This window comes from Methylobacterium sp. CCH7-A2 (assembly GCF_001557075.1).
Taxonomy (GTDB): domain Bacteria; phylum Pseudomonadota; class Alphaproteobacteria; order Rhizobiales; family Beijerinckiaceae; genus Allobosea; species Allobosea massiliensis.
The window spans coordinates 14,737-36,387 of the sequence record NZ_LSKN01000088.1 but is presented as its reverse complement, the minus strand read 5'-3'; the positions used below and the strand labels follow the sequence as shown (position 1 = coordinate 36,387).

Genomic DNA, 21,651 nt, shown 5'->3' with positions numbered 1-21,651 from the left:
GAGAAACGACCATGCGTACCCGCTTCATCCATCGACCAGCCGCAGCCCTCGCCGCAGTCCTTCTGGCTGGCTCTGTAATCACCGCGGGCGGCGCCTTTGCCGCCGACTATCCGGTGCTGCGCGGCTCTCAGATCGACGACGCGCCGCCCGCGCCCGAGTTCGACAGCTACGCGAAGTGGTCGGGCTTCTATTTCGGCGGCGGCTCCGGCCTCTCGTCCACCAAGTTCGAGCCCGGCAACGGGCTTCAGAACCTCGCCAACTACGCCTATCGCAACACGCTGCTCGGCAGCGAGGTGAACATGGGCAATCTGGTGGGCAACCTGCCCTCGAAGACCGACAGCGGCGCGACCTTCTTCGGCTTTACCGGCTACAATTTCACTTTCGGCGACGTGATCCTCGGCCTGGAGGCGGACTATACCCGGTCGAACCACAATTATCTGATCAGCGACTTCATCGGACGACGCAGCACGACTTCCGACGGCACGGTCAACGACTACACGCTGACGACCCGCCATGGTGCGGAATTGAAGGACTATGCCACCGCGCGCATCCGCATGGGCTGGGCCTATGGCCGGATCATGCCCTTCGCGACCATCGGCGGCGCGGTAGGCCGCTTCGACACGACCTCGACGATCGACGCGACCTGGCGCTTCACCCGCACCAACCCGGTGACGGGCGCGATCGAGAACAACGTGGTCGCGGCGGGCTATCCGCTCCGCGTCGGCTCCACCAAGAGCAATGTTTACGGCTTCGGCCTGACCGCCGGCGGCGGTATCGACATGGCGCTGACGGACAACCTGTTCCTGCGTGCCGAGTACCAGATCGTTCGGTTCGCCGATGTCGAGGGCACGACCACGACGATCAATACCGGCCGCGTCGCCGCCGCGCTGAAGTTCTGACCCAGCAACCGATCGCCGACATAAAAAGGCCGGGGCGACGCGCCCCGGCCTTTACGTTTGGACCCCGATAGGCTCGCGCCTCACTCGGCAGCCTCGACCTCCGGGCGCGCCCGGCCGGCGCGCTCGCGCTTGACCAGTTCGGCGACGAGGAAGGCCAGCTCCAGCGCCTGCTCCGCATTGAGGCGGGGATCGCAGACCGTGTGGTAGCGGTCGTTCAGGTCGGCATCGGTCATGCCGCGCGCACCACCGGTGCATTCGGTGACGTTCTTGCCGGTCATCTCGAGATGCAGGCCGCCGGCATGGGTGCCCTCGGCCTGGTGGACGGCGAAGAAGTTCTTCACCTCGGTCGTGATCAGGTCGAAGGGACGGGTCTTGTAGCCGCTGGCGGCCTTGACCGTGTTGCCGTGCATCGGGTCGCAAGACCAGACGACATTGCGCCCTTCCCGCTTGGTGGCCCGCACCAGCGCCGGAAGGTTGTCGAAGACCTTGTCGGCACCGAAGCGGCCGATGAGGGTCAGCCGGCCGGCCTGGTTCTGCGGGTCGAGCACGTCGATGAGCTTCAGCAGGCCGTCGACCGTGGTCGAGGGGCCGCATTTCAGGCCGATCGGGTTGCGGATCCCGCGGAAGAACTCGACATGGGCATGGTCGAGCTGGCGCGTGCGGTCGCCGATCCAGACCATGTGGCCGGAGGTGTCGTACCAGTCGCCCGTCGTCGAATCGACGCGGGTCATCGCCTGCTCGTAGCCGAGCAGCAGCGCCTCGTGGCTGGTGTAGAAATCGGTCGTCCGCATCTCGGGATGCGTCTCGGGATCGATGCCGATGGCGCGCATGAAGTCGAGCGCCTCGGTGATGCGCTCGGCGACCTCGTTGTAGCGCGAGGAGGCCGGCGCATCCTTGACGAAGCCGAGCATCCAGCGATGCGCGTTGTCGAGATTGGCATAGCCGCCGGTGGCGAAGGCGCGCAGCAGATTGAGCGTCGCCGCCGACTGGCGATAGGCCTCGAGCTGGCGGCGCGGATCGGGCGTGCGCGCCTCGGGCGTGAAGGCGTTGTCGTTGACGATGTCGCCCTTGTAGCTCGGCAGCTCGACGCCGCCGACGGTCTCCGTCGGAGCCGACCGCGGTTTGGCGAACTGGCCGGCGATGCGCCCGACCTTCACCACGGGCGAGCCGCCCGCGAAGGTCAGCACCACCGCCATCTGCAGGAAGAGCCGGAAGAAATCACGGATGTTGTCGGCCGAGTGTTCGCCGAAGCTCTCGGCACAGTCTCCGCCCTGGAGCAGGAAGGCCTCACCGTTTGCGACTTTCGCGAGGGCCTTCTTCAGCTTGCGCGCCTCACCCGCAAAAACGAGCGGCGGAAAGCCGGCGAGCTGCTGCTCGACCGCCCTCAGGGCTGCCTGGTCCGGATAATCCGGGATCTGCTGGACGGGCTTGGCCCTCCAGCTCTCGGGCGTCCACCGCTCCGACATGGGTGCTGCTCCTGACTTCGCTCGCGCGGGTTAACCTCTTCGAAAGCGCGAAGGCGCGCCTATACACCCAAGGCGACGCAAAGGCCACCACGGCGAACGCGCCCGCAGCGCAGGGCCGCGAGCCGATCATGGTTAGCGAAAGCTGAATCGGCCCAGCCACTTGCCGGCTACAGCTGACAAATCGATTCAGATCGATCGCAGCGCGCTTGAAGGCGATGAGATGGCGCATGAGCCGGTTCGGACGCCGATTCAACCCCGATGGCGGGCTTGCGCGCCTGCTCCGATCAGGCCGGCACGATACAATCCTCGCCCTTGAAGAGCAGCCCGGTTAGCGAGAGGTCTCGCGGTGACGCGGGACAAGCCGTCGCCCCCGCCGGCTCGGGTCAGCCCGCCCGGGGCGTCCGCATCGTCACCAGTTCCTCCGCCGCGCTCGGATGCAGCGCGACGGTGCGGTCGAAATCGGCCTTGGTCGCGCCCATCGTCACCGCGATGGCAACGGCCTGGATGATCTCGCCGGCGTCATGGCCGAGGATATGGACGCCGAGCACCTTGTCGGTCTTCGCGTCGACGACGAGCTTCATATAGACGCGTTCGTTGCGGCCCGAGATCGTCGCCTTCATCGGCCGGAAGGCGGATTCGAAGATGCGCAACTCGTGGCCAGCCGCGGCGGCCTGGACCTCGGAAAGGCCGACCGTGCCGATCTCCGGGGTCGTGAAGACGGCCGAGGCGATCAGGCCATGGTCCGTCCGCCAGGGCTTGTTGCCGAAGGTCGTGTCGGCGAAGGCGTGGCCCTCGCGGATCGCGACCGGGGTCAGGTTGACGCGGTTGGTGACGTCGCCGACCGCGTGGATCGAGGGCACGCTGCTGGCCGAGTCGTCATCGACCAGCACCTCGCCCAGAGATCCCAGTGCGACGCCCGCCTCGGCGAGGCCGAGGCCGGCGGTGTTGGGGCGGCGGCCGGTCGCGACGAGGATGACATCGGCATCGATGGGGTCGCCGCTGGCGCAATGGGCGCGGCGGCAGCCATCGGGCAGCAGTTCGATGCTCTGAACCGTGCAGCCGAGGCGGAAGCGGATGCCGGCATGCTCCAGCGCATCGCGGAGGCGGTTGCGGATGTCCTCGTCGAAGCCGCGCAACACGTTGTCGCCGCGGTGGAGCACGGTGACCTCGACGCCGAGACGGACGAAGAGGCTGGCGAATTCGAGCGCGATATAGCCGCCGCCGACGACGAGCATGCGCTTCGGCAAGCTGGGCAGATGGAAAATCTCGTTCGAGGAAATGCCGAGTTCGCCGCCGGGAATCGGCGGATCGAAGGAGGGCCAGCCGCCGGTGGCGACGAGGATGTGGCGGGCGCGGATCGTCTCGCCGCTTTTGGCGAGGCGCACGGTATGGGCATCGACGACGGTGGCGCGCTCCTCGCGGATGGTCACGCCGGCGCCGTTCAACCCCTTGCGATAGAGGCCGGAGAGGCGGGTGACCTCGTTGGCGACGGCATCGCGCAGCGTCGGCCAGTCGAAGTCGGGCTTCTGGACCGTCCAGCCGAAACCGGCGGCGTCCTCGACCTCCTCGGCGAAGCGGCTGGCATAGACGAAGAGCTTCTTCGGCACGCAGCCACGGATGACGCAGGTCCCGCCGATGCGGTCCTCCTCCGCGATCATCACGCGGGCGCCATGGCCGGCGGCGATGCGGGCGGCGCGGGTTCCGCCGGAGCCGGCCCCGATGACGAAGAGATCGACGTCGAATTCAGCCATGATGTCCTCTCACGCCGCGCGATCCCCGGTATCCGAACCGACGGGCAGCCGGAACAGCCATAGCGCCGCCATGGTCAGGCCTGCAATCCACCAGCCCTGCCAGGCGCCATGCGCCACAGCCGCGACGGCGAAGGCCGCGGCGAAGAGGCCGAGGCGCGGTGCCAGATCGCGGCCGGGGAGACTCCTCAGCCGCATCAGCAGGGCGAGCCCGGCGACGGTGAGCAGCGCGACGCCGATCGCACCGGTCTCGGTCCAGGCCTGGAGTGGAGCGTTGTGCGGGTGACCGACCGCCAGCAGCGCGCGACGCGGCGGCGAGACCTCAGCGGCCACAGGGTGGCGGTCGAGCGTCGGCGACGTGCCGAATCCCGCACCACGGATGGGCCGCGCCAGCGTCGCCTCGCCGAAGGACAGCCAGATGTCGACACGGTCGCGCGAATGGGAGTTGGCGAGGCGCTCATGGAGTGCCGCCGGCAGGGCCGCATCGCCCAGGCGTCCGACGACCGGGGCCAACATCATCGTCGCGACGAAGCCGAGCGTGACGGCTGCCCAGGCAAGCCGGGGGGCCAGGAGCGCCAGCCCCGCGGCCGCAGCCATGACGAGCAGACCGAAACCGGCCGCACCGCTCTCCGAGCCGAGGCAGGCCCAGGCGACGGCGAGGACGACCGGCACGGCCAGGGCGATGCTCCACCGCCGCGAGGGTCCCTGCCATGGCAGCGCCGCCAGGGCGACGGGAGCCAAGATGAGGCAGGTCAGCACCGGGCGATTGAACATGTAGGTCACTTGGCGGCCGATATCGAGCGCGCGCCTGATGGCGAGCCCGGTGGCCAGTTCCGCCATCATCATGACGGCGGCCACAGCCACAACGATCGCCAGCGCGCGGCCGAGCGCAGGGCCCGGCCGAAAGCGGCCGGATGCCGCGATGGCGACGCCGCAGGTCAGCGGCAGCGCAAACTCGCCCCAGGCCGCGAGGCTCGCAAGCGGCCGGTGGCTCCAAGCGATCGTGACGAGGGACCAGAGCAGGAATCCGGACAGGGCGAGCCCGATCGGGCCGCGCAGCAGAGCTGCCGCCCGGTGCAGGGAGGGTCGCCAGCCTTCCTCGGCGAGCGCGGCCGCGCAGAAGGCTGCAGCCGCCAGCGCCAGCATGAGCGGGGCGGAGCGGTTGGCGATCCACATGGCGAGTGGCAATGCCAGGAGGAGCGCCGCACCAATCGCCGCAAGCCGTGCCGGGACGGACCCGGCGGCCGGACGGGTGGCGACGGAAGAGGTCTGGTTCATCGGCGAGCGCTTAAGCCATCGCGGGGCCCAGCACTAGAGCCGCGTGGGCCGGCGAATTGTCTTGACTCCGGATTGATCAATCGGGCGCAATTGACGGCATACGCGGCGAAGTGCCACTGGCGGGCGTCGCCCAAAAATCGCGCGGTCCCATCCGCGAGCGGAGGAAATACATGCTGACATCCCTTCTCAAGCGCTGCGCCGTCACCGCCGTCGCGGTGGCCGGCCTGTCGACGGCCGCCTTCGCCCAGCTCGAGCTCAAGATCATGGCCCCCGCGGCTCCCGGCGGCGGATGGGACGGCACGGCGCGCTCGATGCAGCAGGCGCTCACCGCCTCGGGCATCGCCAAGAGCGTGCAGGTGACGAACGTCACCGGCGCCGGCGGCACGATCGGCCTTGCGCAGCTGATCAACGCCAAGGGCGACGGCAGCCAGCTGATGGTCAACGGCTTCGTCATGGTCGGCGCGATCCTGCTGAACAAGTCGCCCGTGAACCTGACGCAGGTGACGCCGATCGCGCGGCTGACGGCCGAGGCGCTCGTCATCGTCGTGCCGACGGAGTCACCGATCAAGAACGCCAAGGATCTGGCCGATCGCGTCAAGGCCGATCCTGCCAAGGTGACCTGGGCGGGCGGCTCGGCCGGCGGCGCCGACCACATCCTGGCCGCGCTCTTCGCCGAGGCCGCCGGCGGCGATCCCAAGAAGATCAACTACATCCCGTTCTCGGGTGGTGGCGAGGCTTTGGCCGCCATGCTGGGCGGGCGCGTGACGGCCGGCATTTCCGGCTATGGCGAGTTCGAGGGCCAGATCAAGGCCGGCAAGCTGCGGGTGATCGGCGTTTCGGCTCCGGCGCGCCTCGCCAATGCTCCCGACGCTCCGACCCTGAAGGAAGGTGGCGTCAATCTCGAGCTGATGAATTGGCGCTCGGTCGTCGCTCCTCCCGGTCTCTCGGCCGACCAGACCAAGACCCTGTCCGACGCGGTCGAGAAGATGGTCAAGTCGAAGGAATGGGCCGAAATCCTGAAGGCCCGCGGTTGGGACGACGCCTATCTCGGTGGCGCCGCCTTCGACGCCTTCCTGAAGGCCGAGCAGACGCGCGTCAGCAAGGTGATGACGGATGTCGGCCTGGTGAAGTAAGCCCGGCGCACCGCCAAGCAAGACCAGGGGGCCGGCGACCGGCCCCCTTTTTTTCCCTTCACGCCGACTTCACCGCCCGCACACCGAACAGCCGATGATGGATACGCCATGACGAACGATGCCCCGTCACGCGGCGCTGACAGGCCCGCCCTCCTCGTCGGCCTGTTGCTGCTCGCCCTCGCCGGCGTGGTCTATTACGACGCCTCCCAGCAGACGATCACCTCGAATTACGGGCTCGGGCCGACCGCGATGCCGATGGTGGCCTGCGCCGGGCTGGTGATCCTCGGCCTGTCGCACCTCGTGATGGCCTTCCGCGGCGGATTGCCGAAGCCGGAGGCGGCGGACCGCGGGGCGCTCCTGTGGATCGTCGGTGGGCTCGCGGGACTGATCCTGTGCATCGCGACCGGCGCCGGCTTCGTGATCGCCATCACCATCCTGTTCGCCTGCACGGCGCGCGGCTTCGGTCGGCGGGCGCTGGCGGTCGACGCGGCGATCGGTTTCGTGCTCGGCCTCGTCATCTTCCTCGTCTTCGCCAAGCTCCTGACCCTGCTGCTTCCGGCCGGGCCGCTCGAACGCCTGTTCCTGTGAGGAGCGCCTGAGATGGATACCTTCGTCTCGCTCATCAACGGCTTCGGCGTCGCGCTGGAGCCCTCGAAGCTGCTGTTCTGCCTGATCGGCGTCTTCCTCGGCACGGCCGTCGGCGTGCTGCCGGGCATCGGCCCGGCGCTGACGGTGGCGCTGCTGCTGCCGGTGACCTTCAAGCTCGATCCGGCAGGATCGCTGATCATGTTCGCCGGCATCTACTACGGCGGCATGTATGGCGGCTCGACGACCGCCATCCTGCTGAACGCGCCCGGCGAGAGCGCCTCGCTCGCGACCGCGCTCGAAGGCTCGAAGATGGCCAAGGCCGGCCGCGGCGGCCCGGCGCTCGCCACTGCCGCGATCGGCTCCTTCGTGGCGGGGCTGATCGCCACGATCGGGCTGACCTTCCTCGCACCCTGGCTGGTCGAGGTCGCGATCAAGTTCGGCCCCTGGGACTATTTCGCGCTGATGATCGTCGCCTTCGTCACCGTCTCGGCGACCTTCGGCGACTCGCCGCTGCGCGGGCTGACCAGCCTGTTCCTGGGCATCACGCTGGGCCTCGTCGGCATCGACAAGCTGACCGGCCAGGCGCGGCTGACTTTTGGCGTGCCGGAACTGCTCAACGGCATCGAGGTGACGACGCTGGCGGTCGGGCTCTTCGCGGTGGGCGAAGCGCTCTATGTCGCCTCCAAGCGCTTCCGGGATCCCGAGGAGATCATCCCGATCAAGGGCTCGCTCTGGATGAGCAAGCAGGACTGGAAGCGCTCCTGGGCGCCCTGGCTGCGCGGGACGGCCTATGGCTTCCCGATCGGCGCGCTGCCGGCGGGCGGCGCGGAGGTTCCGACCTTCCTGAGCTATTCGACCGAAAAGAAGCTCTGCAAATATCCCGACGAGTTCGGCAAGGGCGCGATCGAGGGTGTCGCGGGTCCGGAAGCGGCCAACAACGCTTCTGCCGCCGGCACGCTGGTGCCGCTGCTGACGCTCGGCCTGCCGACCTCGGCGACGGCGGCGATCATGCTGGCCGGCTTCCAGCAATACGGGCTGAACCCCGGCCCGCTCCTGTTTGCGGAGAAGCCGGACCTCGTCTGGGGCCTGATCGCGTCGCTCTTCATCGCCAACGTGATGCTGGTGATCCTCAACCTGCCGCTGATCGGGCTCTGGGTGAAGCTGCTCGCCGTGCCGCAGCCCTGGCTCTATGCCGGCATCCTCGTCTTCGCGACGATGGGCACGCTCGCGGTCAACGCCTCGCCGGTGGAGCTCGGAATGCTCTTCCTGTTCGGCTATCTCGGCTATCTGATGCGGCGCTACGACTACCCCGTCGCGCCGATGGTCGTCGGCCTGATCCTCGGGCCAATGGCGGAGGCGCAACTGCGCCGGGCGCTGCAGATCAGCCTCGGCGACCCGATGATCCTGCTCGAGAACCCGATCTCGGCGACGTTGCTCGGCGTGGCCTTCGTGGCGCTGGTGGCCCCGTTCGTGATGAAGGGGCTCAACCGCTTCAAGGCGAGCGAGGACTGACGGTCGATCAGCGGCCCGCGCCGACCAGCCCCAGCCTGATCAGGCTCTCGCCCGTCGCCGCCAGCGCATCGGCAGCCGGGCGCGGCTCCCAACCCAGCATGGCCTGTGCCTTGGCGCTGGAGGCGGTCTTGGGGCGGCCGAGTTCGGGCGTCGCCGCCTGGCGCGCGGCGGCGCTGAACAGGGCGACGAAGCGCACCAGCCAGTCCGGCAGGACGCGCGCCGAGACCCGGCTCGCCGCAGGGCCCAGCCTGTCGCGCAGAATGAGCGCGATCTCCTGCATGGTCAGGAAATCGCCCGCCGTGGCGATGAAGCGCTCGTTCGCGGCAGCGGGGTGGGTCATGGCGCGCAGGTGCAGGTCGGCGACATCGCGGACATCGACGACGCCGAACATCAGCCGCGGCACAGCCGGGAGCCGCCCCTCCAGCATGCTCTTCACCAGCAGGATCGAGGCGGAAAGATCGGGACCGAGCAGCGGGCCAAAGATGCCGACCGGATTGACCACCGCCAGTTCGAGCCCCCCGCCCTCGCGGTCGACGAAGTCCCAGGCGGCGCGCTCGGCCAGCGTCTTGGATTTGGGATAGGCGGCGAGCGCAGCGTCGCCCGTGTCCGTCCAGTCGCTTTCGGTGAAGGGCCGCTGCAGCGTGCGGCCATAGCCGATCGCCGCGAAGGAGGAGGTCAGGACGACGCGGCCGACGCCCGCTTCGCGGGCCGCGCGCAGCACCCGCAGCGTGCCCTCGCGGGCGGGGCGGATCAGTTCGTCCTCATGCTTCGGTGCCGCTGCCGACAGCGGCGAAGCGACGTGCAGCACCCGCTCACAGCCCAGCGCCGCCTCCCGCCAGCCATCGTCGGCCATCAGATCGGCCTGCCGCACCAAGAGGCGCGCTCCGGCCACGCAGCCTGCCGCTGCGAGCGCGGCACGCAGGGCGGCCTCCCGGCCCGGCGAGCGCATCGTCGTCCGGACGCTGTAGCCCGCCTGCAGCAGCGCCAGGATACAGTGGCCCGCCAGAAAGCCGGATCCGCCGGTGACGAGAACAATCGGTTGGCCCATGCGGGTCTCCAAGCGGCTCACCGCCCCCAGCGACGGATCCCGAAACGACGAAAGCCGCCGGGGCGACCGGCGGCCTCGTTCAACCCTGAAGATCGATAACGCTCAGAGCTTGTGGCCGCGCTTGCGCATCTCTTCGCTGAAGCGGTCGAACAGGAAGTTGCTGGTTTGCACGCTCCAGGGCTGCAGCAGGGCGAAAATCTCGTCGATCGCGCCCGGGCGCATCGCGTTGTACCGCTGCCCGACCGGTGAACGGAAAAAGGCGGCGACCTCCTTGAGATCCGCCTCGCTCATCCGCTTGGCGAAGATATAGGCGGCCGAGGCGACGATCTCCTGCTTCTTCTTCTCGGCCTCGGGCCGCAGCGACTCGATGACCTGCTCCATGTCCTTGCGGACCTCGGGGCGTGTCGTGCCGACGGTCTGGCTCACGCGCTCACGGAACTCGCGATAGATCGCGTCAAAGGAATCGCCCAGACCCGAGAGCACGACGACATCGCGACCGGCCTCGAGCCAGCTCTGAGGAATCTCGGTCTGGGCCTGCGGCGCCGCCGTCTGCGCCTGAACCGGCCCGGCGAGCACGAGCGCCAGGCTGACGGCCACGCCGGCGAAATGGTGACGGATCATTATGAGCCCCTTCGTCCTGCGCCGGATCGCGCCATCGTTGCTGGAGTGGCGGTCGGCGCCCAGCGGGCGACCCGGCCATTCGTTGAATCAGCCCTGCCCGGTTTCCACCGACTCAGGAAGCCCCGGTACCGGAGCCCGCATCGCGGGTCTCCTTAGAGCATGAGACCGTCGAGTGAAAAGGCATTTTACGGCGCAGTGATGTCGCGCTGCGACGGCGCAGGCGCCCGATCCGGCTCAGTCCAGCCGGCCCAGGACGGTCAGCCCGGCCGCTCCCGCCAGGATCGCGGCATCGGCGAGGCCAATGAAAAGACCGTGCTCGACGACACCGGGGATCGCGGCGAGTGCGGTCGACAGTGACTCGGGCTCAGCAATCTCGCCGAGATGGGCGTCGAGGATCCAATGGCCGCCATCGGTCACCAGCACGCTGCCATCGGCCTTACGACGCAGGACGAGATCGCCCGCCGCCCCTGCCCCCGCCATGGCCGCGAGCACAGCACGACGCGTCGCCTCCATGCCGAAAGGAACGATCTCGATCGGCAGCGGGAAACGCCCCAGCCGCTCGACCAGCTTGGTGTCGTCGGCGATCACCACCATGCGGGCGGAGGCCGCGGCGACGATCTTCTCGCGCAGAAGCGCCGCCCCGCCGCCCTTGATCAGGCGCAGTTCGCGATCGACCTCGTCGGCGCCGTCGATGGTGAGGTCGAGTTCCGGCGTCGCGTCCAGCGTCGACATCGGGATCGACAATGCACGAGCCTGCGCCTCGGTGACCTCCGAGGTCGAGACGCAGAGGACGTCGAGCCCCTCCGCGACCCGTGCGCCGAGCAGATCGACGAAGTGCTTGGCGGTCGAGCCAGTGCCGAGGCCGAGCTGCATGCCGGGCGTCACGAGTTCGAGCGCGCGGGCGGCAGCCTGCTTCTTGAGATCGTCGGAGCTCATGGGGTTGTCCTCAACGCGACGTCATGGCGAGCGCAGCGCAGCGATCCGACGGGAGGCGCGTTGGCCGCTCCCGGATCGCCGCGTCGCGACGTCCCCGCAATGACGGCGGATGCGGCCGGGTTCAAGCCCCGAGGCCACCCATCAGCATGTATTTGATCTCGACGAACTCCTCGATGCCGTGGAGCGAGCCCTCGCGGCCGAGACCGGATTCCTTGACGCCGCCGAAGGGGGCGACCTCCGTACCGAGCATGGCGGAATTGATGCCGACCATGCCGTATTCGAGCTCCTCGGCGACGCGGAAGGCACGGCCGAGATCCTTCGAGTAGAAATAGGCGGCCAGCCCGAAGGGCGTGTCGTTGGCGAGCGCGACGACCTCCTCCTCCGTGCTGAAGCGGTAGACCGGGGCGACGGGGCCGAAGGTCTCCTCGCGCGTCATCAGCATGGTGGTGGTGGCACCGGCGATCACGGTCGGCTCGTAGAAGGTGCGGCCGAGCGCGTGGCGCTTGCCGCCGACCACGACCTTGGCGCCGTTGGCGACGGCATCCGCGACATGGCGCTCGACCTTCTCGATGGCGCGCTCGTTGATCAGCGGGCCCTGGACGACCCCAACCTCGGTGCCGTTGCCGACCTTCATCTTCGCGACCTCGCCGGCGAACTTGGCGACGAACTCGTCATGGATGCCGTCCTGCACGAAGAGGCGGTTGGTGCAGACACAGGTCTGACCCATGTTGCGGAACTTGGCGGCGATGGCGCCCTGCACGGCAGCATCGACATCGGCATCGTCGAAGACGATGAAGGGCGCGTTACCGCCCAGTTCGAGCCCGACCTTCTTCACGGTGGATGCCGCCTGCTGCATCAGCAGCTTGCCGACCGGCGTCGAGCCGGTGAAGCCGATGAAGCGCACGGCGGGATGTGTCGTCATGACCTTGCCGATCGCCACCGCATCGCCCGTGACGATGTTGAGCACGCCCTTGGGGAAGCCGGCACGGATGGCGAGTTCAATCAGAGCAAAGGCCGTCAGCGGGGTGTCGGGGGCGGGCTTGACCACGAAGGTGCAGCCGGCGGCCAGCCCCGGCGAGCATTTACGGGTGATCATCGCCGCCGGAAAATTCCAGGGCGTGATCGCGGCGCAGACGCCGACAGGCTGCTTCTGGATGATGATGCGCGAATTCGGAAAGGGCGAGGGAATCGTCTCGCCATAGATGCGCTTGGCCTCTTCCGCGTAGAACTCGACGAAGGAGGCGGCATAGGCGACCTCGCCGCGCGATTCCGTCAGCGGCTTGCCCTGCTCGGCGGTCATGATCTGCGCCAGGTCTTCCTGGTTCGCCATGATCAGGTCGAACCATTTGCGCAGGATGATCGAGCGCTCCTTGGCTGACTTCTTCGCCCAGGGCTTGAAGGCACGCGAGGCGGCCTCGACAGCGGCCGTGGTCTCGTCCGCCCCGAAGCGCGGCACCTTCGCGAGCAGCTCGCCCGTAGCCGGATTATCGACCACATCGACGCCCTCGCCGATCCAGGCGCCATCGACATAGCACTGCGACTTGAGAAGGGACGGATCGTTCAGCTTCAGCATGGCGGGCTTCCGTGACGCGAAAGGAAAGGGCGTTCACGTGGTCTAGCATGCAGCCCGCGCGGCTGACGACCGCAAGCGGACGCATGCCCGCCATAGGTCCTGCGGTTTTGCCGGCCCGCGGTGGCCGAATGTTGCGGACGCCCTATTTCGCCTGGGGCGTGCAGACGGTCTTGTCGTCGAAGACGTAGCAGATGCTCATCTCGCCGGTGCGGATATTGACCCGGAAGATGCCGCCTTCGCGCTCGTGCCGCGAGGGCATCAGCGTGTAGTCGCTCGGCGCCTGGGCCCCGGCGCCTTCGCCCGGCGGGAAGCAGACAGTGACGCCGACGCCGCCCTCCTTGAGCTGGAACTGGCAGGCGGCGACCTCGCCGGTCGCCTTGTCGACGCGGTAGACGCGGTTCAGGTCGGTCTGGGGCGCGGGCGCGAAATCGAAGGGGGCGGCGACAGCGACACCGGCCAGCGCCAGCCAGAGACCCAGCACCAGGGTGACGAAACGTCCGGGGGATCGAGACACGATACTGTTCCTTCCACGAATCGCCGGCACGATAGCACCAATGCCGGAGGCGATGATGGCATCGTGCCGGCGGTCCGGGATGGCGGACCGGCGCGCCTTGCCAAAAGCCGGGCGAACCCGTTTAAGCGCTGCGACCCATGCGCCAGGAGCGGCCTTTCCCATGACCCTGCCCCCGATCGTCGTCTTCGATCTCGACGGCACGCTCGCCGAGACCGCGCCCGACATCATGCGCGTGCTCAACGTCATCCTGGTCCGCGAGGGGCTGCCGGCCCTGCCGCTGGAGCGGGCGCGCGAACTGGTCGGCGCGGGCGCGCGGGCGCTGATCGAGCGCGGCTTTCGCGTCTCCGGCCGGCCGCTCGATGCCGAGACGCTCGAGCGGCTGTTCGAGGATTTCCTACTGATCTATGCGGAGGATGTCGCCTCCCACAGCCATCTCTTCGACGGCGTGCTCGGCGCGCTCGACGCCCTCGCGGCGGAGGGCTATCTGCTCGCCGTCTGCACCAACAAGCCGATCCTGCACACGCGTCTGATCCTCGATCATTTCGGCATCGCCCAGCGCTTCGCCTCGGTCGCCGGGCGCGACAGCTTCCCCTTCCACAAGCCCGACCCGCGGCACCTGACGCTGACGATCGAGGCCGCCGGGGGCGATCCCGCGCGCGCCGTGATGATCGGCGATTCGCGCACGGACATCGCCACCGCCAAGGCGGCGGGCATCCCGACGATCTGCGTGCCCTTCGGCTATACCGACGTGCCGATCGAGACGCTGGAACCCGATGTCGTGATCCAGCATTTCGACGCCCTGCCCGCGGCCGTGCGACAGGTGCTGGGCGGCGGCCATGCGGCCGAGCCTTCGAAGGTCGCCGCCCATTCTTGACGACGCGGCGCGCGCCGACTAGGAGAGGCGCCGGTGCGGGCGACTAGCTCAGCGGTAGAGCACTCCCTTCACACGGGAGTGGTCACAGGTTCGATCCCTGTGTCGCCCACCATTTTTTCCCCGATGATCCGGTCCTGATGTGCCGCACATTCTGTGTGTGGTTGTGCTTCAGCAATCGGCGAGCTGCCTCTCCAGCAGCACCAGCAGATCGAACGCGGCGTCCTGCGCCTCCACGAAACTGCCATATCGGCCGGCCGTGAAGCGGCCTTCCGGACGGCGCGGATGGCTGATCACGGCGCCCCAGCCGAGCGCGTTCTCGAACATCGTCACCCGGAATTGACGGATCTCGATCTGCCAGTTTCCGCTGCGGTTGCGGTGCCAGCCCTTCAGCTTCGGGAACTGGCGGCGGCGCCGGGCGAGCGGGTCTTCGGCCATATCGCCCTCCCCGGGCCGCCAGGGGCGTTGCCAGAGCCCCGGCGGGTTGCATCCGTCCGATCCTGCACCACCTCGAAGAGATGAGCGACCCTTTCGATCTGCAGCGTTTCCTCGCGGCGCAGGCTGCCGTCCACGCGCAGGCGCTGGCGGAACTGCGGCAGGGCCGCAAGCGCAGCCACTGGATGTGGTTCGTGTTCCCGCAACTGCGCGGGCTCGGATCGTCCGAGATGGCGCAACACTATGGCGTATTAGGGCTCGCCGAGGCGCGCGCCTATCTGGCCCATCCCGTGCTCGGCGCGCGCTTGCTGGACTGCACGGAGGCCGTCCTGGCGCTGGAGGGACGGGACCTTCGGGCGATTTTCGGCTCGCCGGACGATCTGAAATTCGTCTCCAGCATGACGCTGTTTTCGCTCGCGGCCGAGCGCAGGCCGAACCTGTTTGCGGAAGCGATCGAGCGGCTCTGCGGTGGCACCGCCGATCAGCGGACGCTTGCTCTGCTGCGCGAGCGGGGCGACCTCACCCCCGCCCCTCATCGGCCCGGCGCATCTCCCACTGGCGGTTGAGGCGCAGGGCCAGCAGCGTGACAACGGCGCCCGAGAGCAGATAGGCGCCGGCCGAGATCAGGCCGAACTGGGTCGAGAGCACCAGCGCGGCGAGCGGCGCGAAGCCCGCGCCGAAGAGCCAGGCGAGGTCGGAGGTCAGGGCCGAGCCGGTGTAGCGATAGGTCGGCGAGAAGGCCGAGGCGACCGAGCCGGAGGACTGGCCGAAGGACAGGCCGAGCAGGATGAAGCCGCCGATCATGAAGACGAGCTCGCCGGCAAAGCCGCCGTCGAGGAGCTGCGGCGCAAAGCCGCTGAACACCGCGATCGCGATGGCGCAGCCGCCGAGCAGCGCGCGCCGGCCGATCCGGTCGGCGATCAGGCCCGAAGCGACGATAGCGAGCGCGCCGAAAACCGCGCCCACGGCCTCGATGACGAGAAAGCGTGCCGGCCCCTCCTGCGTGAACAGGAAGACCCAGGAGAGCGGGAAGACCGTGACCATGTGGAACATGGCGAAGCTCGCGAGGGGCGCGAAGGCGCCGATCACGACATGGCGCCCCTCGGCCCGCAGCGTGTCGGCGATCTTGGTCGGCTGGAGCTCGCGCGTCTCGAAGAGGTTCTGGTAGTCCGGCGTCACCACCATGCGCAGCCGGGCGAAGAGCGCGACGACGTTGATCGCGAAGGCGACGAAGAAGGGGTAGCGCCAGCCCCAGCTGTAGAAATCCTCGGCCGAGAGATTGCCGACGAAGAAGGCGAAGAGCCCGCTGGCGACGATCAGGCCGAAGGGCGCGCCGAGCTGCGGGATCATCGCATACCAGCCGCGATGGCGCTGGGGGGCGTTCAGCGCGAGCAGCGAGGCGAGACCGTCCCAGGTGCCGCCGAGCGCGATGCCCTGGCCGATGCGAGCGAGCGCGAGCAGCCAGATCGAGGCCGCGCCGATGCTCTCATAGCTCGGCAGGAAGCCGATGGCGCAGGTCGATGTGCCCAGCAGGAACAGCGCCAGCGTCAGCTTGGCGCTCTTGCCGGCCTTGCGGTCGATCGCGGTGAAGATGACCGTGCCGATGGGGCGCGCGATGAAGGCCAACGCGAAGATCGCGAAGGAATACAGCGTTCCCGTCAGCGGATCGGCGAAAGAGAAGACCAGCTTCGGGAAAACGATGACCGAGGCGATGGCATAGACGAAGAAGTCGAAGAACTCGGAGGTGCGGCCGATGATGACGCCGATCGCCATCTCGCCCGGGTTCACCTCGCCATGACTCTCGCTGAGATGGCTGGCGTCGCGTTCCGCCGTGGTCGGCATCTGAGCCATGATCTGTCCCGTCGCGCATCGGTCTCATGAGGGCATGGTGCATCGCACCCTGCCGCGGCACCGGTCCTAGTGCCCCATCGGGCCTGCGGGTGGCATTGGGCAAATTGTCCAATGTTACCGTTGCTGCACCGCAGCTAGCTCTCCGGGCATGACGATCAGCGAAAGGTGTCTGCCTTGAGCCCCCTGCGTGTCCTCGCTTTGCTTCCCGTGCTCGCCGCGCTCGGCGGCTGCAACCTCGTGGTCATGGCGCCGTCGGGCGACATCGCCGCGCAGCAGCGCGACCTGATCGTGATCTCGACGGTGCTGATGCTGCTGATCATCGTGCCGGTGATGGCGCTGACGGTGTTCTTCGCCTGGCGCTACCGCGCCTCCAACAAGGAGGCGACCTACAAGCCGGACTGGAACCATTCGACCGGCCTCGAGCTGGTCATCTGGGCCGCGCCGCTCCTGATCATCATCGCGCTGGGCGCGCTGACCTGGATGGGCACGCATCTGCTCGACCCCTACCGCAAGCTGGACCGGATCGCGGCCGGCCAGCCGGTGCCGGCGACGACCAAGCCGCTCGAGGTCGAGGTCGTCGCGCTCGACTGGAAATGGTTGTTCATCTACCCCGAGCAGGGCATCGCCACCGTCAACGAGCTCGCAGCGCCGGTCGACCGGCCGATCCATTTCAAGCTCACCTCGTCCTCAGTGATGAACTCCTTCTACATCCCGGCGCTGGCGGGCCAGATCTACGCGATGCCGGCGATGCAGACGCGGCTCCATGCCGTGATCAACCGGCCCGGCCGCTACCAGGGCTTCTCGGCCAATTACAGCGGCGCCGGCTTCTCCGGCATGCGCTTTTCCTTCCTCGGCATGAGCGAGAGCGATTTCGAGGGCTGGGTCGCCAAGACCAAGGAGAGCGAGGCCCGGCTCGACCGCGCGGCCTATCTCCAGCTTGAGCGGCCGAGCGAGAACGTCGCGGTGCAGCGCTTCGGCGCGACCGAGCCGCGGCTGTTCGACGCCATCCGCAATCTCTGCGTCCAGCCCGGCAAGATGTGCATGAGCGAGATGATGGCGCTCGACGCCAAGGGGGGCCTCGGACTCGCCGGCCTGCATACGACGCTGCCGCTGGCCTATGACAAGTATTCACGCCGCGGTGGCAACCAGGCGCCCTTCGGCGAGGAGCCGCGCTACATCGCGTCGATCTGCACGGTCGAGGAGGCGAACGCCATGATGGCGATGGCGCCGCCCGACACCACCCCGCGCGACCTGACCCCGATCCGGGGCATGGGCCTGACGCTTCCCCCGACGACGTTTTCCCTCATGACGCCGCGCCGGCCGCAGACCTTCACCGAGCTGCTCGGCCTCGCCCGTTCGTCCCAGTCCTGAAGCGAGAATCCCCGTGACCGACGCTTCCGTTGCCGCCACCTCTCCGATCTTCGGCAAGCTTTCGCTGGCCGCCTTCCCGATCCACGAGCCGATCCTGGTCGCCACCTTCGCCGTCGTGGCGCTGGGTGGCGCGGCGATCGTCGGTGCGCTGACCTATTACCGGCTCTGGGGCTGGCTGTGGCGCGACTGGCTGACCAGCGTCGACCACAAGAAGATCGGCATCATGTACATGATCCTCGGGCTGGTGATGCTGCTGCGCGGCTTCGCCGACGCGGTGATGATGCGCATCCAGCAGGCCATCGCCTTCAACGGGTCCGAGGGCTATCTCAACGCCCATCACTACGACCAGCTCTTCACCGTCCATGGCGTGATCATGATCTTCTTCGTCGCCATGCCGCTGGTGACGGGGCTGATGAACTACGTCGTGCCGCTGCAGATCGGCGCGCGCGACGTCTCCTTCCCCTTCCTGAACAATTTCAGCTTCTGGATGACGACAGCCGGCGCGGTGCTGGTGATGATCTCGCTCTTCGTCGGCGAGTTCGCGCGCACGGGCTGGCTCGCCTATCCGCCGCTCTCCGGGATCTCCTACAGTCCGGAGGTCGGCGTCGACTACTACATCTGGGCGCTGCAGATCGCAGGCGTGGGCACGACCTTATCGGGCATCAACCTGATCTGCACGATCGTGAAGATGCGCTGCCCCGGCATGTCGCTGATGAAGATGCCGGTCTTCACCTGGACCTCGCTGTGCACCAACGTGCTGATCGTGGCGACCTTCCCGGTGCTCACCGCGGTGCTCGCCCTGCTGACGCTCGACCGCTATGTCGGCACGAATTTCTTCACGAACGACTTCGGCGGCAACCCGATGATGTACGTGAACCTGATCTGGATCTGGGGCCATCCTGAGGTCTACATCCTGATCCTGCCGGCCTTCGGCATCTTCTCGGAAGTCGTCTCGACCTTCTCGGGCAAGCGCCTCTTCGGCTACACCTCGATGGTCTACGCGACGGTGGTCATCACCATCCTGTCCTACCTGGTCTGGCTGCACCACTTCTTCACGATGGGCTCGGGCGCGAGCGTGAATTCCTTCTTCGGAATCACGACCATGATCATCTCGATCCCGACGGGCGCGAAGATCTTCAACTGGCTGTTCACGATGTATCGCGGCCGCATCCGCTTCGAGCTGCCGATGATGTGGACCATCGCCTTCATGCTGACCTTCGTCATCGGCGGCATGACCGGAGTGCTGCTCGCCGTGCCTCCGGCCGACTTCGTGCTGCACAACAGCCTGTTCCTGGTGGCGCATTTCCACAACGTCATCATCGGCGGCGTGCTCTACGGCCTGTTCGCCGGCATGATCTACTGGTGGCCGAAGGCGTTCGGCTTCCGCCTGCACCCGCTGCTGGGCAAGTTCTCCTTCTGGTTCTGGACGCTCGGCTTCCTGTTCGCCTTCATGCCGCTCTATGTGCTCGGGCTGATGGGCGTGACGCGGCGGATGCGCGTCTTCGACGATCCCTCGCTGCAGATCTGGTTCGTCATCGCGGGCTTCGGCGCCTTCCTCATCCTGCTCGGCATCGTCAGCTTCATCGCCCAGATCGCCTACAGCATCTGGAAGCGCGACGAGCTACGCGACCTGACCGGCGACCCCTGGGACGGGCGCACGCTGGAATGGGCGACGTCCTCGCCGCCGCCGGCCTACAACTTCGCCTTCACCCCGGTGGTGCACGACAACGACGCCTGGACCGACATGAAGCGCCGCGGCTATGTCCGCCCGGTCGATGGCTTCAAGCCGATCCACATGCCGAAGAACACGCCGACCGGCCTCGTGCTGGCGGGGATTTCGGTGGCGCTCGGCTTCGCGCTGATCTGGCACATCTGGTGGCTGGCGGCGGTGTCCTTCGCGGCGATCCTGGTTGTCGCGATCGCCCACAGCTTCAACTACCACCGCGATTTCCACATTCCGGTCGAGGAGGTCGTCGCCGCGGAGAATGCGCGCACCCGCCTGCTCGCGGGATCGGGAGCCTGACATCATGGCATCGACGATGACCGTTCCGCAGGGCGGCGACGCGCCCGTCTTCTATCTCAAGGACGAGCACCCGCATCCGGAAGGCCACAGCACGCCGCTGGGCTTCTGGCTCTATCTGATGAGCGACTGCCTGATCTTCGCGATCCTCTTCGCGATCTACGGCGTGCTCGGGGCGAACTATGCGGCCGGTCCCGCGCCGAAGGATTTGTTCGACCTCAACCTCGTCGCGATCAACACCGCGATGCTGCTGCTGTCCTCGATCACCTTCGGCTTCGCGATGCTGGAGATGGCGAAGGGCAAGGTCGCGGCGACTCAAGCCTGGCTGGCGGTGACGGGGCTGTTCGGCCTCGCCTTCCTCGCCATCGAGCTCTACGAGTTCCACCACCTGATCTCGCTCGGCGCGACGCCGCAGCGCAGCGCCTTCCTCTCCTCCTTCTTCGTGCTGGTGGGCACGCACGGGCTGCACGTCGCCTTCGGCCTGGTCTGGCTGACGGTGCTGATGGTGCAGGTCGCGCGGCACGGGCTGATCACCGCCAACCGCCGGCGGCTGTTGTGCCTGAGCATGTTCTGGCACTTCCTCGACGTCATCTGGATCGGCGTCTTCACCTTCGTCTATCTCATGGGGATGCTGCGATGAGCTCCGAGACGAACGCCCAGCACCAGCCGGGCTACGAGCCCCATCCCGAGGACGAGGCCCACGGTTCCTTCCGCGGCTACATGACCGGCTTCGTGCTCTCGGTCATCCTCACCGCGATCCCGTTCTGGCTGGTGATGTCCGGCGCGCTCGGCAACAACCAGCTCACCGGCTTCGTGGTGATGGGCTTCGCGGTCGTCCAGATCGTCGTGCACATGATCTACTTCCTGCACATGAACGGCCGCGTCGAAGGCGGCTGGACGCTGCTGGCGCTCGTCTTCACCGTGATCGTCGTGGTGATCACGCTCGCCGGGTCGCTGTGGGTGATGTACCACCTCAACACCAACATGATGCCGGTGCACGACATGAGGCAGATGCCGTGACCTCCGCCGCCGCGGCCCGCGCGCCGCGGTCGCGCGCGACGCTCGTCCTCGTCGCGCTGGTCGCGCTCGCGGGGATCGTCGGCTTCGCGCGTCTCGGGGTCTGGCAGGTCGAGCGGCTGTTCTGGAAGAAGGCGCTGATCGAACGCGTCGAGGCTCGCATCCACGCTCCCCCCATCGCTGCACCCGGGCCGGCGGGCTGGGCCAACATTGCCGAGGCCGAATACACCCGCGTCTCGCTCACCGGGCACTTCCTGCATGAGCGAGAGGCGCTTGTGCAGGCCGTGACGGAGCGCGGTGCGGGCTCCTGGCTGCTGACGCCGCTCGTCACCGACTCCGGCTTCACCGTTCTGGTCAATCGCGGTTTCGTACCGCCGGAACGGCGCGAGCGCGCCAGCCGCGCTCAGGCGCTGCCGGAGGGAACCGTCACCGTCACCGGGCTGCTGCGGCTCAGCGAGCCGGGCGGCGGCTTCCTGCGCGCGAATGCGCCGGCCGAGGATCGCTGGCACTCCCGCGACGTCGCGGCGATCGCCGCCGCGCGCAGTCTGTTACCGGTCGCTCCCTATTTCGTCGATGCCGACGCCACGCCCAATCCGGGCGGCTTTCCCGTCGGCGGGCTGACCGTCGTCCGCTTTTCGGACAATCACCTCGTCTATGCCGTGACCTGGTTCGCCCTCGCCGCCATGCTCGCGGGCGCTCTCGCCTTCGTGCTACGCCACGAGGCGAGGCTGCGGCGGGCGCGGGAGCAGGCCGATTAGGTTCCAGGACAC

At 67.8% G+C, this 21,651-nt stretch carries 21 protein-coding genes and 1 tRNA gene; 12 read left to right on the top strand and 10 right to left on the bottom strand.

The window, feature by feature from the left end:
* Positions 1–11 precede the first annotated feature (11 nt).
* Positions 12–899, top strand: a complete 888-nt coding sequence (locus AX750_RS06840) for an outer membrane beta-barrel protein (RefSeq protein ID WP_066725149.1) — start codon at positions 12–14, stop codon at positions 897–899.
* A gap of 80 nt (positions 900–979) precedes the next feature.
* Here AX750_RS06840 and AX750_RS06835 read toward each other — a convergent pair whose 3' ends face one another.
* From AX750_RS06835 to AX750_RS06825, 3 genes are all read right to left on the bottom strand, one after another.
* Entirely contained in the window at positions 980–2,365 is a 1,386-nt protein-coding gene (locus AX750_RS06835; RefSeq protein WP_066725146.1) for a 3-deoxy-7-phosphoheptulonate synthase class II, read from the bottom strand.
* A 383-nt stretch (positions 2,366–2,748) separates the two neighbouring features.
* The gene (gene gor / locus AX750_RS06830; protein ID WP_066725143.1) at positions 2,749–4,116 is read right to left on the bottom strand and encodes a glutathione-disulfide reductase; all 1,368 of its coding nucleotides are present in this window, start codon (positions 4,114–4,116) and stop codon (positions 2,749–2,751) included.
* 9 nt (positions 4,117–4,125) lie between these two features.
* A complete protein-coding gene (locus AX750_RS06825; protein WP_067253817.1) occupies positions 4,126–5,391 on the bottom strand; it encodes an O-antigen ligase family protein in 1,266 nt (421 codons plus the stop codon).
* Between the two features lie 170 nt (positions 5,392–5,561).
* Between AX750_RS06825 and AX750_RS06820 the strand changes: the two genes are divergently transcribed.
* The 3 genes from AX750_RS06820 to AX750_RS06810 all read left to right on the top strand — a co-directional run bounded on the left by AX750_RS06820 (position 5,562) and on the right by AX750_RS06810 (position 8,624).
* On the top strand, positions 5,562–6,524 hold the full coding sequence (locus AX750_RS06820; RefSeq protein WP_066725134.1) for a tripartite tricarboxylate transporter substrate binding protein: 963 nt from the start codon (positions 5,562–5,564) through the stop codon (positions 6,522–6,524).
* Between the two features lie 108 nt (positions 6,525–6,632).
* Positions 6,633–7,112 carry a tripartite tricarboxylate transporter TctB family protein gene (locus AX750_RS06815; protein WP_066725133.1) on the top strand — a complete coding sequence of 160 codons (480 nt, stop codon included), beginning with the start codon at positions 6,633–6,635 and terminating at the stop codon, positions 7,110–7,112.
* 12 nt (positions 7,113–7,124) lie between these two features.
* Positions 7,125–8,624: a tripartite tricarboxylate transporter permease gene (locus tag AX750_RS06810; protein ID WP_066725132.1), complete on the top strand. Its 1,500-nt coding sequence runs from the start codon at positions 7,125–7,127 to the stop codon at positions 8,622–8,624.
* 7 nt (positions 8,625–8,631) lie between these two features.
* Here the strand turns inward: AX750_RS06810 and AX750_RS06805 are convergent, their stop codons facing one another.
* The 5 genes from AX750_RS06805 to AX750_RS06785 all read right to left on the bottom strand — a co-directional run bounded on the left by AX750_RS06805 (position 8,632) and on the right by AX750_RS06785 (position 13,286).
* Complete coding sequence (locus AX750_RS06805; protein ID WP_066725130.1) at positions 8,632–9,672, bottom strand: aldehyde reductase; 1,041 nt, start codon at positions 9,670–9,672, stop codon at positions 8,632–8,634.
* Positions 9,673–9,774: 102 nt separating this feature from the next.
* On the bottom strand, positions 9,775–10,293 hold the full coding sequence (locus tag AX750_RS06800; RefSeq protein ID WP_066725128.1) for a DUF2059 domain-containing protein: 519 nt from the start codon (positions 10,291–10,293) through the stop codon (positions 9,775–9,777).
* Between the two features lie 234 nt (positions 10,294–10,527).
* Positions 10,528–11,229, bottom strand: coding sequence for a ribose-5-phosphate isomerase RpiA (gene rpiA / locus AX750_RS06795; RefSeq protein ID WP_066725126.1), 702 nt, complete (start codon positions 11,227–11,229; stop codon positions 10,528–10,530).
* Between the two features lie 121 nt (positions 11,230–11,350).
* The gene (locus AX750_RS06790) at positions 11,351–12,802 is read right to left on the bottom strand and encodes an NAD-dependent succinate-semialdehyde dehydrogenase (RefSeq protein ID WP_066725124.1); all 1,452 of its coding nucleotides are present in this window, start codon (positions 12,800–12,802) and stop codon (positions 11,351–11,353) included.
* A gap of 142 nt (positions 12,803–12,944) precedes the next feature.
* Positions 12,945–13,286 (bottom strand): hypothetical protein, encoded by a 342-nt coding sequence (locus AX750_RS06785; RefSeq protein WP_245282335.1) that lies wholly within the window; start codon positions 13,284–13,286, stop codon positions 12,945–12,947.
* A 190-nt stretch (positions 13,287–13,476) separates the two neighbouring features.
* Between AX750_RS06785 and gph the strand changes: the two genes are divergently transcribed.
* A complete protein-coding gene (gph, locus tag AX750_RS06780) occupies positions 13,477–14,190 on the top strand; it encodes a phosphoglycolate phosphatase (protein WP_066725122.1) in 714 nt (237 codons plus the stop codon).
* A 37-nt stretch (positions 14,191–14,227) separates the two neighbouring features.
* Positions 14,228–14,302 (top strand) — tRNA-Val (locus AX750_RS06775).
* Positions 14,303–14,358: 56 nt separating this feature from the next.
* On the opposite strand, the gene AX750_RS06770 is transcribed toward AX750_RS06775, so the two are convergent.
* Positions 14,359–14,625: a hypothetical protein gene (locus tag AX750_RS06770; RefSeq protein ID WP_066725119.1), complete on the bottom strand. Its 267-nt coding sequence runs from the start codon at positions 14,623–14,625 to the stop codon at positions 14,359–14,361.
* Between the two features lie 80 nt (positions 14,626–14,705).
* On the opposite strand from AX750_RS06770, the gene AX750_RS06765 reads away from it, so the two are divergent.
* On the top strand, positions 14,706–15,188 hold the full coding sequence (locus tag AX750_RS06765) for a DUF1810 domain-containing protein (RefSeq protein WP_066725111.1): 483 nt from the start codon (positions 14,706–14,708) through the stop codon (positions 15,186–15,188).
* Here the strand turns inward: AX750_RS06765 and AX750_RS06760 are convergent.
* Positions 15,142–16,464, bottom strand: coding sequence for an MFS transporter (locus AX750_RS06760; RefSeq protein ID WP_156446662.1), 1,323 nt, complete (start codon positions 16,462–16,464; stop codon positions 15,142–15,144). The genes AX750_RS06765 and AX750_RS06760 overlap by 47 nt on opposite strands.
* A gap of 183 nt (positions 16,465–16,647) precedes the next feature.
* Between AX750_RS06760 and cyoA the strand changes: the two genes are divergently transcribed.
* Genes cyoA through AX750_RS06735 form a run of 5 tightly spaced genes read left to right on the top strand, consistent with a single transcriptional unit; the run spans position 16,648 to position 21,639 of the window.
* Complete coding sequence (gene cyoA / locus AX750_RS06755) at positions 16,648–17,844, top strand: ubiquinol oxidase subunit II (RefSeq protein WP_066725105.1); 1,197 nt, start codon at positions 16,648–16,650, stop codon at positions 17,842–17,844.
* Between the two features lie 13 nt (positions 17,845–17,857).
* A complete protein-coding gene (cyoB, locus tag AX750_RS06750; protein WP_066725103.1) occupies positions 17,858–19,867 on the top strand; it encodes a cytochrome o ubiquinol oxidase subunit I in 2,010 nt (669 codons plus the stop codon).
* Between the two features lie 4 nt (positions 19,868–19,871).
* The gene (cyoC, locus tag AX750_RS06745) at positions 19,872–20,504 is read left to right on the top strand and encodes a cytochrome o ubiquinol oxidase subunit III (RefSeq protein ID WP_066725316.1); all 633 of its coding nucleotides are present in this window, start codon (positions 19,872–19,874) and stop codon (positions 20,502–20,504) included.
* Positions 20,501–20,884, top strand: coding sequence for a cytochrome o ubiquinol oxidase subunit IV (cyoD, locus tag AX750_RS06740; RefSeq protein ID WP_066725100.1), 384 nt, complete (start codon positions 20,501–20,503; stop codon positions 20,882–20,884). Before cyoC ends, cyoD begins: the two co-directional genes overlap by 4 nt.
* Before the next feature lie 56 nt (positions 20,885–20,940).
* The gene (locus AX750_RS06735) at positions 20,941–21,639 is read left to right on the top strand and encodes an SURF1 family protein (RefSeq protein ID WP_245282334.1); all 699 of its coding nucleotides are present in this window, start codon (positions 20,941–20,943) and stop codon (positions 21,637–21,639) included.
* The last annotated feature ends 12 nt before the right edge of the window (positions 21,640–21,651 follow it).

What these genes read in the sequence shown, in the direction of transcription:
- AX750_RS06840 (WP_066725149.1), top strand. Translation starts at nt 12, where the DNA reads ATGCGTACCCGCTTCATCCATCGACCAGCCGCAGCCCTCGCCGCAGTC.
- AX750_RS06835 (WP_066725146.1), bottom strand. Translation starts at nt 2,365, where the DNA reads ATGTCGGAGCGGTGGACGCCCGAGAGCTGGAGGGCCAAGCCCGTCCAG.
- gor (WP_066725143.1), bottom strand. Translation starts at nt 4,116, where the DNA reads ATGGCTGAATTCGACGTCGATCTCTTCGTCATCGGGGCCGGCTCCGGC.
- AX750_RS06825 (WP_067253817.1), bottom strand. Translation starts at nt 5,391, where the DNA reads ATGAACCAGACCTCTTCCGTCGCCACCCGTCCGGCCGCCGGGTCCGTC.
- AX750_RS06820 (WP_066725134.1), top strand. Translation starts at nt 5,562, where the DNA reads ATGCTGACATCCCTTCTCAAGCGCTGCGCCGTCACCGCCGTCGCGGTG.
- AX750_RS06815 (WP_066725133.1), top strand. Translation starts at nt 6,633, where the DNA reads ATGACGAACGATGCCCCGTCACGCGGCGCTGACAGGCCCGCCCTCCTC.
- AX750_RS06810 (WP_066725132.1), top strand. Translation starts at nt 7,125, where the DNA reads ATGGATACCTTCGTCTCGCTCATCAACGGCTTCGGCGTCGCGCTGGAG.
- AX750_RS06805 (WP_066725130.1), bottom strand. Translation starts at nt 9,672, where the DNA reads ATGGGCCAACCGATTGTTCTCGTCACCGGCGGATCCGGCTTTCTGGCG.
- AX750_RS06800 (WP_066725128.1), bottom strand. Translation starts at nt 10,293, where the DNA reads ATGATCCGTCACCATTTCGCCGGCGTGGCCGTCAGCCTGGCGCTCGTG.
- rpiA (WP_066725126.1), bottom strand. Translation starts at nt 11,229, where the DNA reads ATGAGCTCCGACGATCTCAAGAAGCAGGCTGCCGCCCGCGCGCTCGAA.
- AX750_RS06790 (WP_066725124.1), bottom strand. Translation starts at nt 12,802, where the DNA reads ATGCTGAAGCTGAACGATCCGTCCCTTCTCAAGTCGCAGTGCTATGTC.
- gph (WP_066725122.1), top strand. Translation starts at nt 13,477, where the DNA reads ATGACCCTGCCCCCGATCGTCGTCTTCGATCTCGACGGCACGCTCGCC.
- AX750_RS06770 (WP_066725119.1), bottom strand. Translation starts at nt 14,625, where the DNA reads ATGGCCGAAGACCCGCTCGCCCGGCGCCGCCGCCAGTTCCCGAAGCTG.
- AX750_RS06765 (WP_066725111.1), top strand. Translation starts at nt 14,706, where the DNA reads ATGAGCGACCCTTTCGATCTGCAGCGTTTCCTCGCGGCGCAGGCTGCC.
- AX750_RS06760 (WP_156446662.1), bottom strand. Translation starts at nt 16,464, where the DNA reads ATGCCGACCACGGCGGAACGCGACGCCAGCCATCTCAGCGAGAGTCAT.
- cyoC (WP_066725316.1), top strand. Translation starts at nt 19,872, where the DNA reads ATGGCATCGACGATGACCGTTCCGCAGGGCGGCGACGCGCCCGTCTTC.
- cyoD (WP_066725100.1), top strand. Translation starts at nt 20,501, where the DNA reads ATGAGCTCCGAGACGAACGCCCAGCACCAGCCGGGCTACGAGCCCCAT.